The following is a 15,743-nucleotide window of genomic DNA, read 5'->3' as shown; positions in this document are numbered from 1 at the left end:
CAACATGACGTTGAACATCCGTGCCGCCCGCCCGGGCGAAGCCCCGCTGGTGCTGCAGCTGATCCGCGAACTCGCCGAGTACGAGAAGCTGCTGCACGAAATGGTCGCGACCGACGAGATGATGGATGCGGCCCTGTTCGGACCCGAGCCCCGCGCATTCTGCGACATTGCGGAATGGGATGGCGAGCCGGTCGGGCTGGCGCTGTGGTTCTACAATTTCTCGACCTTCGAGGGGCGGGCAGGGATCTATCTGGAAGACCTGTTCGTTCGTCCCGAATTGCGGGGCAAGGGAATCGGCAAGTCGCTGATGGTCCGCCTTGCCGCACGGTGCCGCGACGAAGGGCTCGCCCGGCTCGAATGGTCGGTGCTGGACTGGAATACGCCGAGCATCGATTTCTATCGCTCGCGCGGCGCCGAACTGATGGATGGCTGGACGACATGCCGGGTGTCCGGGGATGCGCTGGTCAAGCTCGCGGAGGATGCATGAAACAGGCCGCCATCGTTCTTGTCGTCGCCATGGCCCGCAACCGCGTCATCGGCAACGAAGGCACAATGCCCTGGCGTGTGCCGAGCGACCTGAAGCGCTTCCGCACGGTGACCTGGGGCAAGCCCATGATCATGGGCCGCAAGACCTGGAAGGCCATCGGCAGGGCACTTCCGGGACGTGAGAGCGTGATCGTGACGAGCGATCCGCACTTCACCGCCGAGGGCGGGCACGTGGTGCATTCGCTGGAAGCGGCGGTGGAGCGGGCGAAGCAACTGGCGGTCCAGCTCTCGGCCGACGAGATCGCCGTCATCGGAGGCGGGGAGGTCTATGCACAGGTCATGGACCTGGCCGAACGCATCTATATGACCGAGCTGGACTGCTCGCCGGAGGGCGACGTCGAGTTTCCGGAGCTGGACCCGGGCCAGTGGCTCGAGGAGAGCCGAACGGTGCATCCGGCTTCACCGGGCGACGATTGCGGCTCCAGCTATATCGACTACATCCGCAAGGCCGCGTCCGACGTAACGTAGGCGTGTTTGCCAAACCCGAGGGAAGGTAGTTCCACCGGGTTGATCGCAGGCCTTCCCCCAGCCTAAAAGCTTTCCCACATGTGGATACGCTGCCCGCCTTCCCGGCCGGGCATGGGAAGGAACTGGATGCCCTGGAGTAATCAGAGCGGGGGTGGTGGCGGACCTTGGCGCCCGAACCCCGGACCGTGGGGCTCCGGCCCGCAATCCTCAGGGCCCAAGCCGCCGGATATGGATGAACTGTTCCGCCGCAGCCAGGAGCGCCTGCGCCGGATTGTTCCGGGTGGCTCGTTCGGCGGTGGCCTCGGGTTGCTCGCCATCCTCGTCATCGCGCTGATCGTCTGGCTTGCGTCGGGCTTCTTCACCGTCAGCCCCAGCGAACAGGGCGTGGTGCTGCGCTTCGGCAAGCACGTGCGGACGACGGGCGAGGGCCTGCACTATCACTGGCCGTACCCCATCGAAACGGTCATCACGCCCAACGTGACCGAGAACCGTCGCCTGGAGATCGGCCTGCGCCTCGAAGCTCCTGCCGCACGCACCACGGTCGGCGTTCGCGAGGTGCCGCAGGAAAGCCTCATGCTGACAGGCGACGAAAACATCGTCGACGTGAACTTCACCGTCGTCTGGCAGATCAAGCCCGGCAATCCCGAGACGGAAACCCCGGGCGGTGCCGCCGACTACCTGTTCAACATCCAGAGCCCCGAGGCCACCATCCAGGCCATCGCCGAAAGCGCCATGCGCGAAGTGATCGGACGCTCGGAGCTTCAGCCGGTGCTGACCCAGGGCCGGCAGGGTGTCGAACGTGCCGTGCATGATCTCATGCAGCGCACGCTGGACAGCTACCAGGCCGGCATCGCGGTCATTCAGGTGCAGATGCAGAAGGTCGATCCGCCGGATCAGGTCATCGATGCCTTCCGCGACGTGCAGGCGGCGCGAGCCGACCAGGAGCGCCTCCAGAACGAGGCGCAGGCCTACGCCAACCGCGTGGTTCCTGAAGCTCGAGGCGATGCCGCCCGCATCCTGCAGGCAGCAGAAGGCTACCGCGAGCGCGTGATCAACGAGGCGCGCGGCGCGGCCGACCGCTTCAATTCCATTTACGCGGAATACAGCAAGGCTCCCGAGGTGACGCGCGAACGCATGTTCCTCGAAACCATGGAACGCGTGCTTTCGACGACAGACAAGATCGTGCTCGACAACAGCGGCAATGGCTCCGGCGTGGTGCCTTATCTGCCGCTCGGCGAACTCGGCCAGCAGCAACGCCCGGCCGTGTCCACGCCGGCACCGCAGCCGCCGCAGCCCGTGCTGCGATCGCCCAACAATAACGGAGCCGGCCGATGAGGAGCCTTGCAAGTGGAGCCGCGATCATTCTCGTCGCGGCGCTGGCCTTCCTCGGCTTCAGCTCCGTCTTCACCGTCGACCAGACGCAGCAGGCGATCGTCCTGCGCTTCGGGCAGGCCATCAACGTCGTGCGCGAGCCCGGCCTCTACTTCAAGCTGCCCTTCGTGGACGGCGTGGTGCGGGTCGACAAGCGCATCCTCGCGCTCGATCTTCCGGTCGAGGAGGTTATCGCCTCCGACCAGAAGCGCATCCGCGTCGATGCGTTCGCGCGCTACAAGATCATCGATCCGCTGCGCTTCTATCAGACGCTCGGCTCCATCGAGCGGGCCAACAGCCAGCTGGCGACCTTCGTGAATTCCGGCCTGCGCCGCGTTCTCGGCGAATCGACCTTCCAGCAGGTGGTGCGCGATGAGCGCGAGACCTTGATGAACCGCATCCGGGACCAGGTGAACGGACAGTCCACCGGACTCGGCATCCAGATCGTCGATGTCCGCATCCGCCGCGCCGACCTTCCGGAGCAGAACAGCCAGGCGGTCTATCAGCGCATGCAGACGGAGCGTCAGCGTGAGGCGTCGGAGATCCGCGCCGAGGGCGCCGAGGCGGCACAGCGCATCCGCGCACGGGCAGACCGCGACGTGGTGGTGCTGCAGGCTGAAGCCAACCGTGAGGCCGAACGGATGCGCGGCGTGGGTGACGGCCAGCGCAACGCGATCTTCGCGGGTGCGTATGGACGTGATCCGGACTTCTTCGCCTTCTATCGTTCGATGCAGGCCTACGAGACCGGTCTCGCCAACAACGGCACCCGACTGGTGCTGAGCCCGGATTCGGAGTTCTTCAAGTACTTCCGCCAGCCTGGCTCCGCGCCTGCGGGAACGGGCGCAGCAAGCCCGGCGCCGACGGCAGCGCCTGCGGATGCCGCGACTCCTCCGGCACCACCGGCCCCAACGCCGGCGGTTCCGGCTCCCGCCCAATAGGCCGCGCCTTCCACGCTAGCGGTTGTGATCAACGGCCCCCGTCCCCCGGCTTCCCCGGGAGGCGGGGGCCGTGCCATGTTGGCAGCGGTGCAGATGCCGCCGGTGCAGATCAGGGCCTGAACTGGTCCTGACGAGCGGGCATCTCGACCGGTCGGGTTGCTCGGACATACTCCGGCGCCTGCGTGTTGGCTGCGGATGCAGCCGGGAGGCTTGTTTGGTGCAGCAGATGTTTCGCGGTCCCCTGCTCGGGATCGGCCTCGCCTTTTCTGTGTCCCTGGCGGCCATGGACGTGGCCCAGTCCCAAACTGCTCCTGCGGATCAGGGCACCTTGCGCGGACCGGACGCACTCAGCGACGTCATCGAGCAGGTCATCGACAGCGTCGTTCTGATCTCCACCTCGGAGGACGTCGACGGTTCACCCGGCGAGGACGAGGATGCCGAGGCCGGACCACGTCCGGACGCTCCGGAGGGCGGACCGCTCGACGAGTTTTTCAACGATTTCTTCGAGCGTCAGCAACGCGGTGAAGGTGGCGGAAGCGGCCGGCAGACTGGAGAGGGCTCCGGGTTCGTCATCGATGCTTCAGGCACCATCGTCACGAACTTCCATGTTGTCGATGGTGCGGACCGCGTGGAGGTAGCCTTCAACGATGGCACGAAGCTCGCAGCCGAAGTGGTTGGCCGAGATAAGGAAACCGACATCGCGGTGCTGAAGGTCAAGCCCGTGGCCGGCCCGCTGAAGCCGGCTCGATTCGGGGATGCGGAGAACCTGAAGCTTGGCCAGTGGGTGCTGGCGATGGGCAATCCGTTCGGGATCGGCCTGTCGGCGACGTCCGGCATCGTTTCCGGGCGCAATCGCGACATGCGCACCGGCCGCTTCGACAATTTCATCCAGACGGATGCCTCGATCAACAAGGGCAATTCCGGCGGGCCCTTGTTCAACCTCGCGGGCGAGGTGGTGGGCATGAACACCGCGATCCTTTCGCCCACGGGCGGATCTGTCGGCATCGGCTTCGCCGTCCCGGCATCGACGCTTCGTCCGATGATCGATCAACTGCTCAAATTCGGGGAGGTCCGGCGCGGCTATATCGGCGTGCGCATTCAGGACGTGCCGCCCGAAGTCGCCCAACGCGTGGGCATGCAGGGCACCGGAGGGGCGCTGGTCGCGGGCGTCATCGACAATGGGCCTGCGGCCGAAGCGGGGCTGAAGATCGGCGATATCATCACGCGGTTCGACGCGAAGCCGGTGACCACGTCACGCGGGTTCCAGAGGCTCGTCGCAGACGCCGGCGTGGAGCGCGAGGTGCCGCTCGAGATCTGGCGAGAGGGCAAGCAGGTCAGCTCGCAGATCAAGATCGCGCGTCAGGCAGCGGCCGGTCCCGCCGGTGCGGCGGAGAACGCCGGCGTTCCGAAGCCGCCGGAAAGCACGGCAACGATCATGGGCCTCGACGTCGCGCCCCTGCAGGCGCCGGCGCGCGGCGCCTTCAGCATCGACGGCACTGTCGAGGCGGGCGTGGTGGTGGTCGCCATCCGCGCCGAATCGCCGCTGAAGGACCTCAATATCGGGATCGGGGACACCATCGTGGAGATCGCGCAGCGCAAGCTGGCCTCGCCGGATGATCTTTCGCGCCAGATCGAGGCGCTGAAGAAGGATGGCCAGACCAGCGCACTGATATTGGTGGCCACGCCGAAGGCGGAAATGAAGTTCATCCGCATTCCGCTGCCCTGAGGGTCAGCCGGTGGCGAATTCGTCCCGGCTGTAGCCTTGCAAATAGAGGAGGGCGGTCATGTCCCCGTGCCGGATGCGGGCGGTGGCTGCGGCGGCCACGGCCGGCTTGCCGTTGAAGGAGACGCTGAGCCCCGCCTCGCGCATCATGTCGATATCGTTGGCCCCGTCGCCCACAGCGATGGTGTCGTCGGCCTCGAGCCCGAGACGTTCGCGCAGTTCGACGACGGCCTGCCGCTTGGCATCGGCTCCGGCAACAGGCTCTTCCAGCGTGCCGGACAATTTACCGCCGTCGAGCCCGAGAACATTGCCGCGATGCTCGTCGAAGCCAACCCTCGCTGCAACAGCGCCGGTCATCAGCGTGAAGCCGCCGGACACAAGCGCCGTGTAGGCGCCGTGGCTGCGCATGGTTTGCACCAGTGTGGAGGCGCCGGGCGTGGCGGTGATGCGGTCGCGAAGCAGGGCCTCGACCTGGTCCTCCCGGATGCCGCGCAGAAGCGCCACGCGCTCCCGCAAGGCACCTGCGAATTCGATCTCTCCGCGCATGGCCCGTTCGGTGATCGCCGCCACTTCGGCCCGCTTGCCAACGAGGTCGGCCAGTTCGTCCACGCATTCCTGCTGGATGATGGTCGAGTCCATGTCCGCGACCAGCAGGCGCTTGCGCCGATTGATCCCGGATATGATGTTCAGGTCCACCGGCAGGTCGCCAATAACCTCGGTGGCCCGCTCCCAGGCCAGCGCCAGCGCCGCGCCGCGGCCGACGAACGGGATCTCGGCGGCCGTGCCGGGCGCCAGCCACTTCACGAGCCCGGCCCGCGGCAACTCCGAGGCGAGATATGCCAGAAGCGTATCCCCCAGCACCGGGTTGTCCGGGCGAGTGATGATCGAGGCGATGTTCATGTGGGGTCCGGCCGATGGCAGCAGATGCTACAGACGGCAATAAAGATGTGTTCCAGAGGTAAAGCGCAATGGCTGTGGGGCAAGGCCGTCGCATAATCCTGCTCGCGGGTCCCACCGCGAGTGGTAAATCGGCTCTTGCCGTCCGGTGGGCGCAGGCCTGCGGCGGCGTGGTGGTGAACGCCGATTCCATGCAGGTCTACAGCGACCTCCGGGTTCTGACCGCGCGGCCCGACCCGGAGGAGGAGCGCCGCACGCCGCACATGCTCTACGGCCATGTGGATGGCGCCAAGCCCTATTCGGTCGCGCTCTGGCTGGACGATGTGCGGCGCCTGCTGGCCGGTACGGATCCTCGCCCGCTGATCTTCGTGGGCGGGACCGGCCTTTACCTTCAGGCGCTCATCGAAGGATTGTCGGAGGTGCCGCCGATCGACGAGGCCGTCAGGGAGCACTGGCGAGGCCAGTCGGCGCTGCGATCAGCCGCCGATTTGCACGGCGAGCTAGCCCGGCGCGACACCGCCGCGGCGGAGCGGATCCGGGCTTCGGACACCCAGCGTATCCTGAGGGCTCTCGAGGTGGTCGAATCGACCGGGCGCTCGCTCCTCGAATGGCAGAGCGAGGTTTCTCCCGCTTTGGTACAGGCCGGCGAACGATTCCTGCTGATCCCGGAGCGATACGATATCCGGGTGAGCATTGCGGAACGCTTTCGCACCATGATCTCGGCCGGCGGGCTAGATGAGGTGCTGATCCTGCTGCAGCGCGGGCTGGACCCTTCGTTGCCGGTGATGAGGGCCATCGGTGTCGCGCCTCTTGCCGCCCATCTAGAGGGACAGCTCCGCCTTGATGAGGCGGTGGAACGCGCCATCACGGACAGTCGCCAATACGCGAAGCGGCAGACAACCTGGATGAGGAACCGTTTCGCGGACTGGCAGCCGGCGCCGCGGTTTTTTGAAAATGCGGTGTGACCCAAAGGTTACAGCCCGAAGCGCCGGCTTGGGCTAGAACAAATCAACTTGTTTCGGGGGACTACCCAATGAAGACCATTCTCCTCGCCGGCGCCGCTTTCGTCGCTCTCTCCACCGCTTCCTTCGCAGCCGACATGCCGGCTTACCCGGCTGAGGCCGCCATTGCTCCGGTTGCTGCCGAGAGCGATTGGTCGGGCTTCTACCTGGGCGTCCAGGGCGGCTACAACTGGGTTGAGGGCGAACTCGACGGCATCAGCGTCAACGGCGGCGATCTTGGCGATCCGACCTTCGACATCGAGGACGACGGCTTCAACATCGGCATCTACAGCGGCATCAACCGCCAGTGGGGCAACTGGGTTGTCGGCATCGACAACAGCATCTCCTATGTCGACATCGACACCGAAGTGGTTCCCGGTCTGGTGGACGCCGAGATCAACGCCTGGTCGACGACCCGTGGCCGCGTCGGCTACGCCTTCGGCAACTTCCTGGTGTTCGCTGCTGGCGGTCTCTCGCTCGCCAATGTCGAAGTGTCGTCTGACGTCCTCGGCGACGACGACAGCCACCTGATGGTCGGCTACACCGTTGGTGGTGGCGTCGAAGCCAAGTTCGGCGGCAACTGGTCGGCTCGCGTCGAGTACCTCTACACGGACTTCGACGACGAGCGCTTCTCGCTCAGCGCGGACGGCGTGACGGCAGCTGCCGATGTCAGCTTCGACATGCAGACGGTTCGCGGCGGTATCGCTTACCACTTCTGATCTGACCCTTCGGTCCGATCCGGTTTCAAAGCCCCGTCCGCGCAAGCGGGCGGGGTTTTGCTTTGCGGTGCCATCTTTGTGTCACGGTTCTACTTGACCCGCGCCGGGCAGGGGATTATCCAACCCGTACTTCAAAGGAGACGCTGCGCGTGCGCACGTTGATTATCGTATCGGGAGCGCCATCGACGTAACGGCTTTGACAGCCGTCGCGAAAGGTGGCGCATGCGGGGGCTCTTAGAGGCCCCTTTTTTATTGCCCGGTCGATGTCCCAGTCAGCACCGAGGCGCAGGAACACAAGGCGGAGGTTCGCCATGAGTGAACAGATGACCGGCGCGCAGATGGTCGTTCGCGCGCTTGCAGAGCAGGGCGTCGACACGATTTTCGGATATCCCGGCGGCGCCGTGCTTCCGATCTACGATGCCTTGTTCCAGCAGAATGAGCTCCAGCACATCCTGGCTCGCCACGAGCAGGGTGCGACCCATGCGGCGGAAGGCTATGCGCGCTCCAACAACAAGGTGGGCGTGGTTCTCGTCACCTCCGGCCCCGGCGCCACCAATGCCGTGACCGGCATGGTCGACGCACTGATGGATTCGATCCCGCTCGTCGTCATCACCGGCCAGGTTCCGACTCACCTCATCGGCACCGACGCATTCCAGGAGTGCGACACGGTCGGCATCACCCGCGCGGCCACCAAGCACAACTACCTCGTGAAGGACGTGAACGACCTGTCGCGCGTCTTGCACGAAGCGTTCTACGTCGCGCGCTCAGGGCGTCCGGGTCCGGTGCTCGTGGACATTCCGAAGGACATCCAGTTCGCAACGGGCACCTATACCGGCGCCGCGAATGTCGAGCACCGCACCTACCAGCCGCGCGTGAAGGGCGACGACGCTCGCATCCGCGAAGCGGTTGCACTGATGGCGGGCGCGAAGAAGCCGATCTTCTACACCGGAGGCGGCATCATCAATTCCGGCCCGGAAGCCAGCCGCGCGCTGCGCGAACTGGTGGACCTCACCGGCTTCCCGGTGACATCGACGCTGATGGGCCTCGGCTGCTTCCCGCACTCCGACAAGCGCTTCCTCGGAATGCTGGGAATGCACGGCACCTACGAAGCCAATCACACGATGCACGATTGCGACGTGATGATCTGCCTCGGCGCACGCTTCGACGACCGCGTGACGGGACGGGTCGATGCGTTCTCGCCGGGATCGAAGAAGATCCACGTCGACATCGACCCCTCGTCGATCAACAAGATCGTCAAGGTCGACGTGCCGATCATCGGCGATGTCGGCAATGTCATCGCCGAGATGGTGCGGCTCTGGAAGGAGCAGAAGCTCCAGGCGGACACGGCGGCGCTGGCCGACTGGTGGAAGCAGATCGAGCGCTGGCGCTCGCGCAATTGCCTCGCCTACAACCAGTCGAAAAGCGTGATCAAACCGCAATATGCGGTGCAGCGCCTGTACGAGCTGACCAAGGATCGCGAGACCTACATCACGACCGAGGTCGGCCAGCACCAGATGTGGGCGGCTCAGTATTACGGTTTCGAGGAGCCGAATCGCTGGATGACCTCGGGCGGCCTCGGCACCATGGGCTACGGCCTTCCGGCGGCAATCGGCACGCAGGTGGCGCATCCCGATGCGCTCGTCGTCTGCATCGCGGGCGAAGCCTCGGTGCTGATGAACATGCAGGAGATGTCCTCGGCCAAGCAGTTCAACCTGCCGATCAAGGTGTTCATCCTGAACAACGAATATATGGGCATGGTGCGCCAGTGGCAGCAGCTGCTGCACGGATCGCGCTATTCCCAGTCCTATTCGGAAGCCCTGCCGGACTTCGTGAAGCTGGCCGAGGCCTATGGCGGCAAGGGAATCATCTGCGACGATCCGGCCGAACTGGACGACAAGATCCGCGAGATGCTCGCCTATGACGGTCCCGTCCTGTTCGACTGCCGTGTCGAGAAGATCGAGAACTGCTTCCCGATGATTCCGTCGGGCAAGGCCCACAACGACATGATCCTTGGCGATGCGGCCTCTGCCGAGGACATCGGCACCGTCATCTCCGAAGAAGGCAAGATGCTCGTCTGATCATGCTTCCGGGCGCGGCCGGTGCCGCGCCCGCACCCCTCTGCCCGGCGCGTCCGCGCCAACCTGCGAAAGCCAGTCATGTCCGCCAGCCAGAACCGCGTCGAACGCCACACCCTGTCCGTCCTCGTCGATAATGAGCCCGGCGTACTGGGCCGCGTGGTCGGCCTGTTCTCCGGCCGCGGCTACAACATCGAGAGCCTGACGGTCACCGAGATCGAGCAGGGCAAGCATCGTTCGCGCATCACCATCGTGACCTCCGGAACGCCGGAGATCATCGACCAGATCGAGGCCCAGCTTGGCCGTCTGGTGCCGGTGCACAAGGTGGTGGACCTGTCGAACAGCGGGCCGATGGTGTCGCGCGAACTGGCGCTCATCAAGGTGGCCGGCACGGGCGAGGCCCGCGCGGAAGCGCTGCGCCTGGCAGAGGCGTTCCGCGCCCGAGTGATGGACGCGACCATCGAAAGCTTCGTGTTCGAGCTGACCGGCAAGACCGACAAGCTCGACCAGTTCATCTCCTTGATGATGCCGCTCGGCCTCGTCGAGGTGTCCCGCACCGGCGTCGCCGCGATCTCGCGCGGCCCGGAGGGGATGTAGCCCTCTTGTTCAGAACGCCCGCGCGGGTCTAGAAGCCCGCCGGGGATTAGGGCGTAGCCGCCCGCACACTACACGTGCCGCAGGGCGGCCGTCGCTTCAGGGGAACCACATGCGCGTCTATTACGATCGTGATGCCGATCTCAATCTGGTCAAGGGCAAGAAGGTCGCCATCATCGGCTACGGCAGCCAGGGCCGCGCGCATGCGCTGAACCTGAAGGAATCGGGCATCACCGACATCGCGATCGGCCTGCGCCCGGGCTCCAGCACCGCCAAGAAGGTCGAGGCCGACGGCCTGAAGGTTCTCTCCGTCGCGGAAGCGGCTGCCTGGGCCGACCTGATGATGATGGCGACGCCGGATGAGCTGCAGCCCGACATCTACAAGGACGAGATCGCGCCGAACATCCGCGACGGCGCAGCCATCGCCTTCGCCCACGGCTTGGCCGTGCATTTCGGCCTCATCGAGCCGAAGAAGAGCGTCGACGTCGTGATGATCGCCCCGAAGGGCCCCGGCCACACCGTGCGCGGCGAATACCAGAAGGGCGGCGGCGTGCCTTGCCTTGTGGCGGTGCACCAGAACGCCTCGGGCAATGCGCTCGAGCTCGCGATCGCCTATGCGTCGGGAGTCGGTGGCGGCCGTTCGGGCATCATCGAGACCACCTTCAAGGAAGAGTGCGAGACCGACCTGTTCGGCGAGCAGGCCGTGCTCTGCGGCGGCCTCGTCGAGCTGATCCGCGCCGGTTTCGAGACGCTGGTTGAGGCCGGCTATGCGCCGGAAATGGCCTATTTCGAGTGCCTGCACGAAGTGAAGCTGATCGTCGACCTCATCTATGAGGGCGGCATCGCCAACATGAACTACTCCATCTCGAACACCGCCGAATGGGGCGAGTATGTCTCCGGTCCGCGCGTCATCACGCCCGAAACCAAGGCCGAGATGAAGCGGATTCTCGCGGACATCCAGACCGGCAAGTTCACGTCCGACTGGATGCAGGAATACCGGGCCGGTTCGGCACGCTTCAAGGGCATCCGCCGCGTCAACGACAGCCACGAGATCGAGCAAGTCGGCGAGCGTCTTCGCGGCATGATGCCGTGGATCGGCAAGAACAAGCTGGTCGACCGCGAGCGCAACTAAGCAGGAGCGGGGGCTCTACCAGCCTTTCACGGGATGGTAGAGCTGCCCCGTCTCCGGAAATGCCGCCGGGTCTTCGTGAAAGTAGACCCGGCGCGCCGGACGGAAGACGAAATTGCCCGGCGACAAGGTGCGCCGGTTGAAGGTGTTCCGGTAGAAGGCGAAGCCTTCGGCGGGCTGAAATGGCCCCGCGCCGCCAAGATCGCTGATCGGCCATCCGCGTTCCGCTGCCAAGGTCGGCCACATCGCCTCGAACTGCCCCGCCCATGCCGGATCGTGTGCCTCTTCAGCATAGGCGCGGATCAAGCGCTGCGAGAACCGCGCCAGCGGCAGGAATGCCCGGATATGGCGCTCCTGCGGTATCCGCTCCGGCGTGCGGAAGCGCCGCCAATGGGTCCAGCCCGGCTGCAGCGGACGGGGGTAGACGGTGGTGGCCAAGAGATCGGCTGCGCTCTGCATCGCGGGCCGGAAGAAGTCCCCCCAATTGCCTGCGAAATCGACGTCGTTCTCGATGAACCACACATGGTCGAAGCCGGACAGCCGTTCCGACAGCAAGGCCGGCAGGTAGAACAGGTCGTAATAGTCCGTGCGCGGGCCATGGCGCAGATGGGCGGCGCGGGCCGGCGCCAGACGACGCCAATCTTCCTCGCGCACGCTGAAATCGCTTGGGAAGCTGGCTGCCGTGTCTCGTCGGCTTCCGCGATCATCCACGCACACGAACACCGGCATCAGCCCGGCAGTCTCACGGCGCAGCCGTTCGAGATGCTGGAGGACGCGGGCGCTTCGGACGTGGGTGAGGAAGAGAATCGCTTGGCGGGCAGAGGTCATTTCCTCTCATGCACCATGCCTGCGCGGGGCTGGCAATCAGGCCTCAGCCACGGCTTTACAGCTTTACCGGGTGGTAGAGTACGGAGCGCAACGGAAACTGCGCGGGCACTTCATGGAAGTAGTTGGGGCGAGCGGGGCGGAACCTGAACGTTCGACGGCGGTAGAGGCGGCGCCGGAAGAAGCTTCCATAGGGGCCATACCCCATGTCGACGATGTGGAAGCCCGCGTCCAGCGCGAAGGACGGCAGGATGGCCTCGTAATGCCCTTGCCATAAATCGCGCCGGCGAGCCTCGATATAGGCGGTGATGAAGGCTCGGGACAAACGAACCATCGGCATGAAGGCATAGATATGCCGAGATTCTGGCACGCTAGGCGGGCTCGCGAAATCGCGCCAATGGAACCAGGTCGAATGACGTGACCGGTGCGTTATCCGCGTGGCCACGAGGTCTCCCCGCCTGTTCTCGAAGCCCTTGAAGAACTCGGACCAATCGCCGGAATAATCGACGTCGTACTCCATGATCCAGACATGATCGAAGGCGCGCAGGCGCGGATCCATGAGCATTGTCAGGAAGATAAGATCCGTGCGGCCGGGAGCATAATCGGGGTAAAGGCCAGGGAACATCGCCTGGGTGGCCTCGACGCAGACCTGAAAATCGGCTTGCGGGCCCGGAGGCGGTAACTGAACATGCGCCGTATCATCAGCGCCGAGGAACACCGGCAAGACCGGGCCGGCCTCGGCGCGCAGCCGTTCGAAATGTGCAAGCACACGAGGTGTTCGAAGATGGGTGAGGAACAGCACCGCTTGCGACATCTGGGGCCTTCATGACGAACCTGGCATATCCTCATACCATCGGAAGAATGTAGAACGCGCTGATGAACATCCTGTCGATCCAGTCCTGGGTGGCCTATGGCCATGTCGGGAATTCCTCCGCTGTCTTCCCGATGCAGCGGTTGGGGCACGAGGTCTGGGCCGTGAACACGGTGCAGTTCTCGAACCACACCGGCTACGGCGCCTGGAAGGGGCAGGTGTATTCCGGCAATGCGATCCGCGACCTGGTCGATGGCATCGCCGATCGGGGCGTGCTCGGCGCGGCGGACGGGGTGCTGTCCGGCTATATGGGCGATGCCGCCATCGGCGAGGCGGTGCTGGACGCCGTCGCGCGCGTGAAGGCGGCCAATCCGGAGGCGCTGTATTGTTGCGATCCAGTGATCGGCGATATCGGGCGTGGCGTCTTCGTGCGGCCGGGCATCCCCGAATTCATGCGGGACCGCGCGCTCGGCGTGGCCGACATCATCACGCCGAACCATTTCGAGCTGGAATACCTGGCCGGGATGGAAGCCAGGGACGACGCGGCCCTGGTCCGTGCGCTTGATGCGGTTCATGCGCTCGGACCGGCGGTCGTCGTGGTCACCAGCCTGCACACCGATGACACCCCGCTGGGATTTCTCGACCTCGTGGTGTCGGACCGGGGCCGCAAATGGCGCGTGCGCACGCCGCTGCTGCCCGTTTCGGTGAACGGGGCGGGGGATGCCATCGCGGCGCTGTTCTTCGTGCATTACCTCGCCACGCGTGATGCCGGCGAGGCGCTATCGCATGCCGCGTCCTCCGTCTACGGACTGCTGCGGCGCACGGAGGAGGCGGGTTCGCGCGAGATCCTGACGGTTGCGGCGCAGGATGAGTTCGTGAACCCCACCACCGTCTTCGCAGCGGAAGCGCTGTGACCCCGCGCCGGTTCATCACGCTCGACGTCTTCACCAACCGGCGCTTCGCGGGCAATCCGCTGGCCGTGGTGTTCGGCTGCGAGGATCTGGACACCGCGTCGATGCAGGCGGTGGCTCGCGAGTTCAACCTGTCGGAGACGGTGTTCCTGCTGCCGCCGCGCGAGCCCGTGAACCTGTCGCGGCTGCGCATCTTTACGCCGGCTACGGAACTGCCTTTCGCCGGCCACCCAACCGTCGGCGCAGCGCTGGTGCTGTCCATCGAGAACAAGGCCCGGCTTCGCAGCGACCTCAACTTCTTTGTTGAGGAAGAGGTCGGCGTGGTGCCCTGCACCGTGCATCGCCTGGGCGAGGACACGGGCCGCGCACGTTTCGACCTGCCGCGGCTGCCATTTGGAGCGGGCGAGGCGGCGCCGATCCACGCCGTCGCGGCGGCTCTGGGGCTTTCACCGGACGAGATCGGATTCGACCGCCACGTGCCGAGCCGCTTTGCGGTGGGGCCGTCCTTCACCTTCGTGCCGGTGCGGGATGCCGGCGTGCTGGCCCGTGCCGCCGTCCAGCCGCAGCACTGGCCGGCTGCCTTCCCGATGCCCGATGCTGCCGCGGCTTATGTCTACACACGCGGCGGCGAGGCGCCGGATGCGTCGTTCCGGGCGCGCATGCTGGAGCAGGGCTTCGGCATGGGGGAAGATCCGGCCACGGGATCTGCCGTGGCTGCTTTCGCCGGCGCGCTGATGGCCTTCGAGCGGCCGGCGGATGGCCAGCATGCCGTGGTGGTGGAGCAGGGCCACGAGATGGGGCGTCCCAGCCGCATCGTGCTGGGCCTCGACGTCTGGAAGGGTGTGCTCGAGGGGGCGACCATCGGGGGCGAGGCTATCCTGGTATCCGAGGGCCGGATCACCGCATGAACCCGCTCAATCCCTCTGGTAAGCGGGCCATCGTGACGCCGGTGCTGGGCTTCGATGCCTTCGTGGTGGATGAGCCCTGGCCTTGGCGCGACGAGAACGCGGAGGCGATCGGCGAGCACTGGGCGCGTGCCGCCGCGGAGAAGCCGTCGCTGTTCGACGGCGAGGTGCTGGTTGCCCGCCGCTTCAGCATCGAAGACGGCATCTGGCGCGGTGCGCACATCGTTGTGCGCTATTCCGGGCTGAATTATTGGCTGAGCCAGGGCTTCATCGAGACCGGAGCCTGCAACACCTTTGCCTCGGCCGTGGTGGTGACGGCCGATGGCGCGGTGCTGCTGGGCCGCATGGGCGCGCACACCGCCAATGCGGGTCGGCTCTATTTTCCCTGCGGCACGCCCGATCTGGACGATGTGACGGGCGGCAGGCTCGACTTCGAGGCCTCCATGCTGCGCGAACTGGAGGAGGAGACGGGCCTTGGGGCCGACGTGCTCGTACCCTCCGAGCAGCGCTGGATCAGTCAGGACGGCCCTCTTGTCTGCTGCGCGCGGCGCATCGACACGCGGCTTACCGCGGACGAGGTGCGGGCCCGTTTCGAGGCACATCGCGCGTCGGGTGGAGACGATGAACTGGCCGATATCGTGCTCGTTCGTGATGCGGCCAGCCTGAACAATGTTCTGGAATATGCCCGCTCTCTGGTCGAGATCGTCACCGGGGGCAGGGCGGCCTGAGGGCGCTTGCCCGGAGGCGCCGAAGCGCGTAAGTGGGAATGGATGCGCGGCTTGCGCACGTGAAGGCGAATGGAACCGCTGCCATGATGGCGCGCACCAACA

At 65.5% G+C, this 15,743-nt stretch carries 16 protein-coding genes; 13 read left to right on the top strand and 3 right to left on the bottom strand.

The window, feature by feature from the left end; translation table 11 throughout:
• The first annotated feature begins 4 nt into the window (after positions 1-4).
• From SCD90_RS05775 to SCD90_RS05755, 5 genes are all read left to right on the top strand, one after another.
• Positions 5-487: a GNAT family N-acetyltransferase gene (locus tag SCD90_RS05775; RefSeq protein WP_319843677.1), complete on the top strand. Its 483-nt coding sequence runs from the start codon at positions 5-7 to the stop codon at positions 485-487.
• Positions 484-1,014, top strand: coding sequence for a dihydrofolate reductase (locus SCD90_RS05770; protein ID WP_319843676.1), 531 nt, complete (start codon positions 484-486; stop codon positions 1,012-1,014). Before SCD90_RS05775 ends, SCD90_RS05770 begins: the two co-directional genes overlap by 4 nt.
• Before the next feature lie 126 nt (positions 1,015-1,140).
• The gene (gene hflK / locus SCD90_RS05765; protein WP_319843675.1) at positions 1,141-2,349 is read left to right on the top strand and encodes an FtsH protease activity modulator HflK; all 1,209 of its coding nucleotides are present in this window, start codon (positions 1,141-1,143) and stop codon (positions 2,347-2,349) included.
• Complete coding sequence (hflC, locus tag SCD90_RS05760) at positions 2,346-3,323, top strand: protease modulator HflC (RefSeq protein WP_319843674.1); 978 nt, start codon at positions 2,346-2,348, stop codon at positions 3,321-3,323. Before hflK ends, hflC begins: the two co-directional genes overlap by 4 nt.
• A gap of 226 nt (positions 3,324-3,549) precedes the next feature.
• Positions 3,550-5,049, top strand: a complete 1,500-nt coding sequence (locus tag SCD90_RS05755; protein WP_319843673.1) for a Do family serine endopeptidase — start codon at positions 3,550-3,552, stop codon at positions 5,047-5,049.
• A gap of 3 nt (positions 5,050-5,052) precedes the next feature.
• Here the strand turns inward: SCD90_RS05755 and serB are convergent, their stop codons facing one another.
• A complete protein-coding gene (serB, locus tag SCD90_RS05750; RefSeq protein ID WP_319843672.1) occupies positions 5,053-5,946 on the bottom strand; it encodes a phosphoserine phosphatase SerB in 894 nt (297 codons plus the stop codon).
• A 68-nt stretch (positions 5,947-6,014) separates the two neighbouring features.
• Here serB and miaA point away from each other — a divergent pair, with 68 nt between their 5' ends.
• The 5 genes from miaA (at position 6,015) to ilvC (ending at position 11,464) form a co-directional block, all read left to right on the top strand.
• On the top strand, positions 6,015-6,908 hold the full coding sequence (miaA, locus tag SCD90_RS05745) for a tRNA (adenosine(37)-N6)-dimethylallyltransferase MiaA (RefSeq protein ID WP_319843671.1): 894 nt from the start codon (positions 6,015-6,017) through the stop codon (positions 6,906-6,908).
• A gap of 68 nt (positions 6,909-6,976) precedes the next feature.
• Complete coding sequence (locus tag SCD90_RS05740) at positions 6,977-7,663, top strand: outer membrane protein (RefSeq protein WP_319843670.1); 687 nt, start codon at positions 6,977-6,979, stop codon at positions 7,661-7,663.
• A 311-nt stretch (positions 7,664-7,974) separates the two neighbouring features.
• Positions 7,975-9,741, top strand: a complete 1,767-nt coding sequence (locus tag SCD90_RS05735; protein WP_319843669.1) for an acetolactate synthase 3 large subunit — start codon at positions 7,975-7,977, stop codon at positions 9,739-9,741.
• Between the two features lie 78 nt (positions 9,742-9,819).
• Positions 9,820-10,335 (top strand): acetolactate synthase small subunit, encoded by a 516-nt coding sequence (gene ilvN / locus SCD90_RS05730; RefSeq protein ID WP_319843668.1) that lies wholly within the window; start codon positions 9,820-9,822, stop codon positions 10,333-10,335.
• A 109-nt stretch (positions 10,336-10,444) separates the two neighbouring features.
• On the top strand, positions 10,445-11,464 hold the full coding sequence (gene ilvC, locus SCD90_RS05725; protein WP_319843667.1) for a ketol-acid reductoisomerase: 1,020 nt from the start codon (positions 10,445-10,447) through the stop codon (positions 11,462-11,464).
• A gap of 15 nt (positions 11,465-11,479) precedes the next feature.
• On the opposite strand, the gene SCD90_RS05720 is transcribed toward ilvC, so the two are convergent.
• Together SCD90_RS05720 and SCD90_RS05715 are read right to left on the bottom strand one after the other, a co-directional pair.
• Positions 11,480-12,289: a hypothetical protein gene (locus SCD90_RS05720; RefSeq protein WP_319843666.1), complete on the bottom strand. Its 810-nt coding sequence runs from the start codon at positions 12,287-12,289 to the stop codon at positions 11,480-11,482.
• Positions 12,290-12,344: 55 nt separating this feature from the next.
• Positions 12,345-13,100, bottom strand: a complete 756-nt coding sequence (locus tag SCD90_RS05715) for a hypothetical protein (protein WP_319843665.1) — start codon at positions 13,098-13,100, stop codon at positions 12,345-12,347.
• A gap of 62 nt (positions 13,101-13,162) precedes the next feature.
• Between SCD90_RS05715 and pdxY the strand changes: the two genes are divergently transcribed.
• Genes pdxY through SCD90_RS05700 form a run of 3 tightly spaced genes read left to right on the top strand, consistent with a single transcriptional unit; the run spans position 13,163 to position 15,641 of the window.
• Complete coding sequence (gene pdxY, locus SCD90_RS05710; RefSeq protein ID WP_319843664.1) at positions 13,163-14,011, top strand: pyridoxal kinase PdxY; 849 nt, start codon at positions 13,163-13,165, stop codon at positions 14,009-14,011.
• Complete coding sequence (locus SCD90_RS05705; RefSeq protein WP_319843663.1) at positions 14,008-14,916, top strand: PhzF family phenazine biosynthesis protein; 909 nt, start codon at positions 14,008-14,010, stop codon at positions 14,914-14,916. Before pdxY ends, SCD90_RS05705 begins: the two co-directional genes overlap by 4 nt.
• Positions 14,913-15,641, top strand: coding sequence for an NUDIX hydrolase (locus tag SCD90_RS05700; protein WP_319843662.1), 729 nt, complete (start codon positions 14,913-14,915; stop codon positions 15,639-15,641). The genes SCD90_RS05705 and SCD90_RS05700 overlap by 4 nt, the downstream gene beginning before the upstream one ends.
• Positions 15,642-15,743: the final 102 nt, after the last annotated feature.

The organism is Terrihabitans rhizophilus, assembly GCF_033898525.1.
Lineage (GTDB): Bacteria > Pseudomonadota > Alphaproteobacteria > Rhizobiales > Methylopilaceae > Flaviflagellibacter > Flaviflagellibacter rhizophilus.
This window is presented reverse-complemented; position numbering and strand designations above follow the sequence as displayed.

What these genes read in the sequence shown, in the direction of transcription:
- SCD90_RS05715 (WP_319843665.1), bottom strand. Translation starts at nt 13,100, where the DNA reads ATGTCGCAAGCGGTGCTGTTCCTCACCCATCTTCGAACACCTCGTGTG.
- miaA (WP_319843671.1), top strand. Translation starts at nt 6,015, where the DNA reads ATGGCTGTGGGGCAAGGCCGTCGCATAATCCTGCTCGCGGGTCCCACC.
- SCD90_RS05700 (WP_319843662.1), top strand. Translation starts at nt 14,913, where the DNA reads ATGAACCCGCTCAATCCCTCTGGTAAGCGGGCCATCGTGACGCCGGTG.
- SCD90_RS05755 (WP_319843673.1), top strand. Translation starts at nt 3,550, where the DNA reads ATGTTTCGCGGTCCCCTGCTCGGGATCGGCCTCGCCTTTTCTGTGTCC.
- pdxY (WP_319843664.1), top strand. Translation starts at nt 13,163, where the DNA reads ATGAACATCCTGTCGATCCAGTCCTGGGTGGCCTATGGCCATGTCGGG.
- SCD90_RS05735 (WP_319843669.1), top strand. Translation starts at nt 7,975, where the DNA reads ATGAGTGAACAGATGACCGGCGCGCAGATGGTCGTTCGCGCGCTTGCA.
- serB (WP_319843672.1), bottom strand. Translation starts at nt 5,946, where the DNA reads ATGAACATCGCCTCGATCATCACTCGCCCGGACAACCCGGTGCTGGGG.
- SCD90_RS05720 (WP_319843666.1), bottom strand. Translation starts at nt 12,289, where the DNA reads ATGACCTCTGCCCGCCAAGCGATTCTCTTCCTCACCCACGTCCGAAGC.
- SCD90_RS05775 (WP_319843677.1), top strand. Translation starts at nt 5, where the DNA reads ATGACGTTGAACATCCGTGCCGCCCGCCCGGGCGAAGCCCCGCTGGTG.
- hflK (WP_319843675.1), top strand. Translation starts at nt 1,141, where the DNA reads ATGCCCTGGAGTAATCAGAGCGGGGGTGGTGGCGGACCTTGGCGCCCG.
- SCD90_RS05740 (WP_319843670.1), top strand. Translation starts at nt 6,977, where the DNA reads ATGAAGACCATTCTCCTCGCCGGCGCCGCTTTCGTCGCTCTCTCCACC.
- ilvN (WP_319843668.1), top strand. Translation starts at nt 9,820, where the DNA reads ATGTCCGCCAGCCAGAACCGCGTCGAACGCCACACCCTGTCCGTCCTC.
- SCD90_RS05770 (WP_319843676.1), top strand. Translation starts at nt 484, where the DNA reads ATGAAACAGGCCGCCATCGTTCTTGTCGTCGCCATGGCCCGCAACCGC.
- ilvC (WP_319843667.1), top strand. Translation starts at nt 10,445, where the DNA reads ATGCGCGTCTATTACGATCGTGATGCCGATCTCAATCTGGTCAAGGGC.
- hflC (WP_319843674.1), top strand. Translation starts at nt 2,346, where the DNA reads ATGAGGAGCCTTGCAAGTGGAGCCGCGATCATTCTCGTCGCGGCGCTG.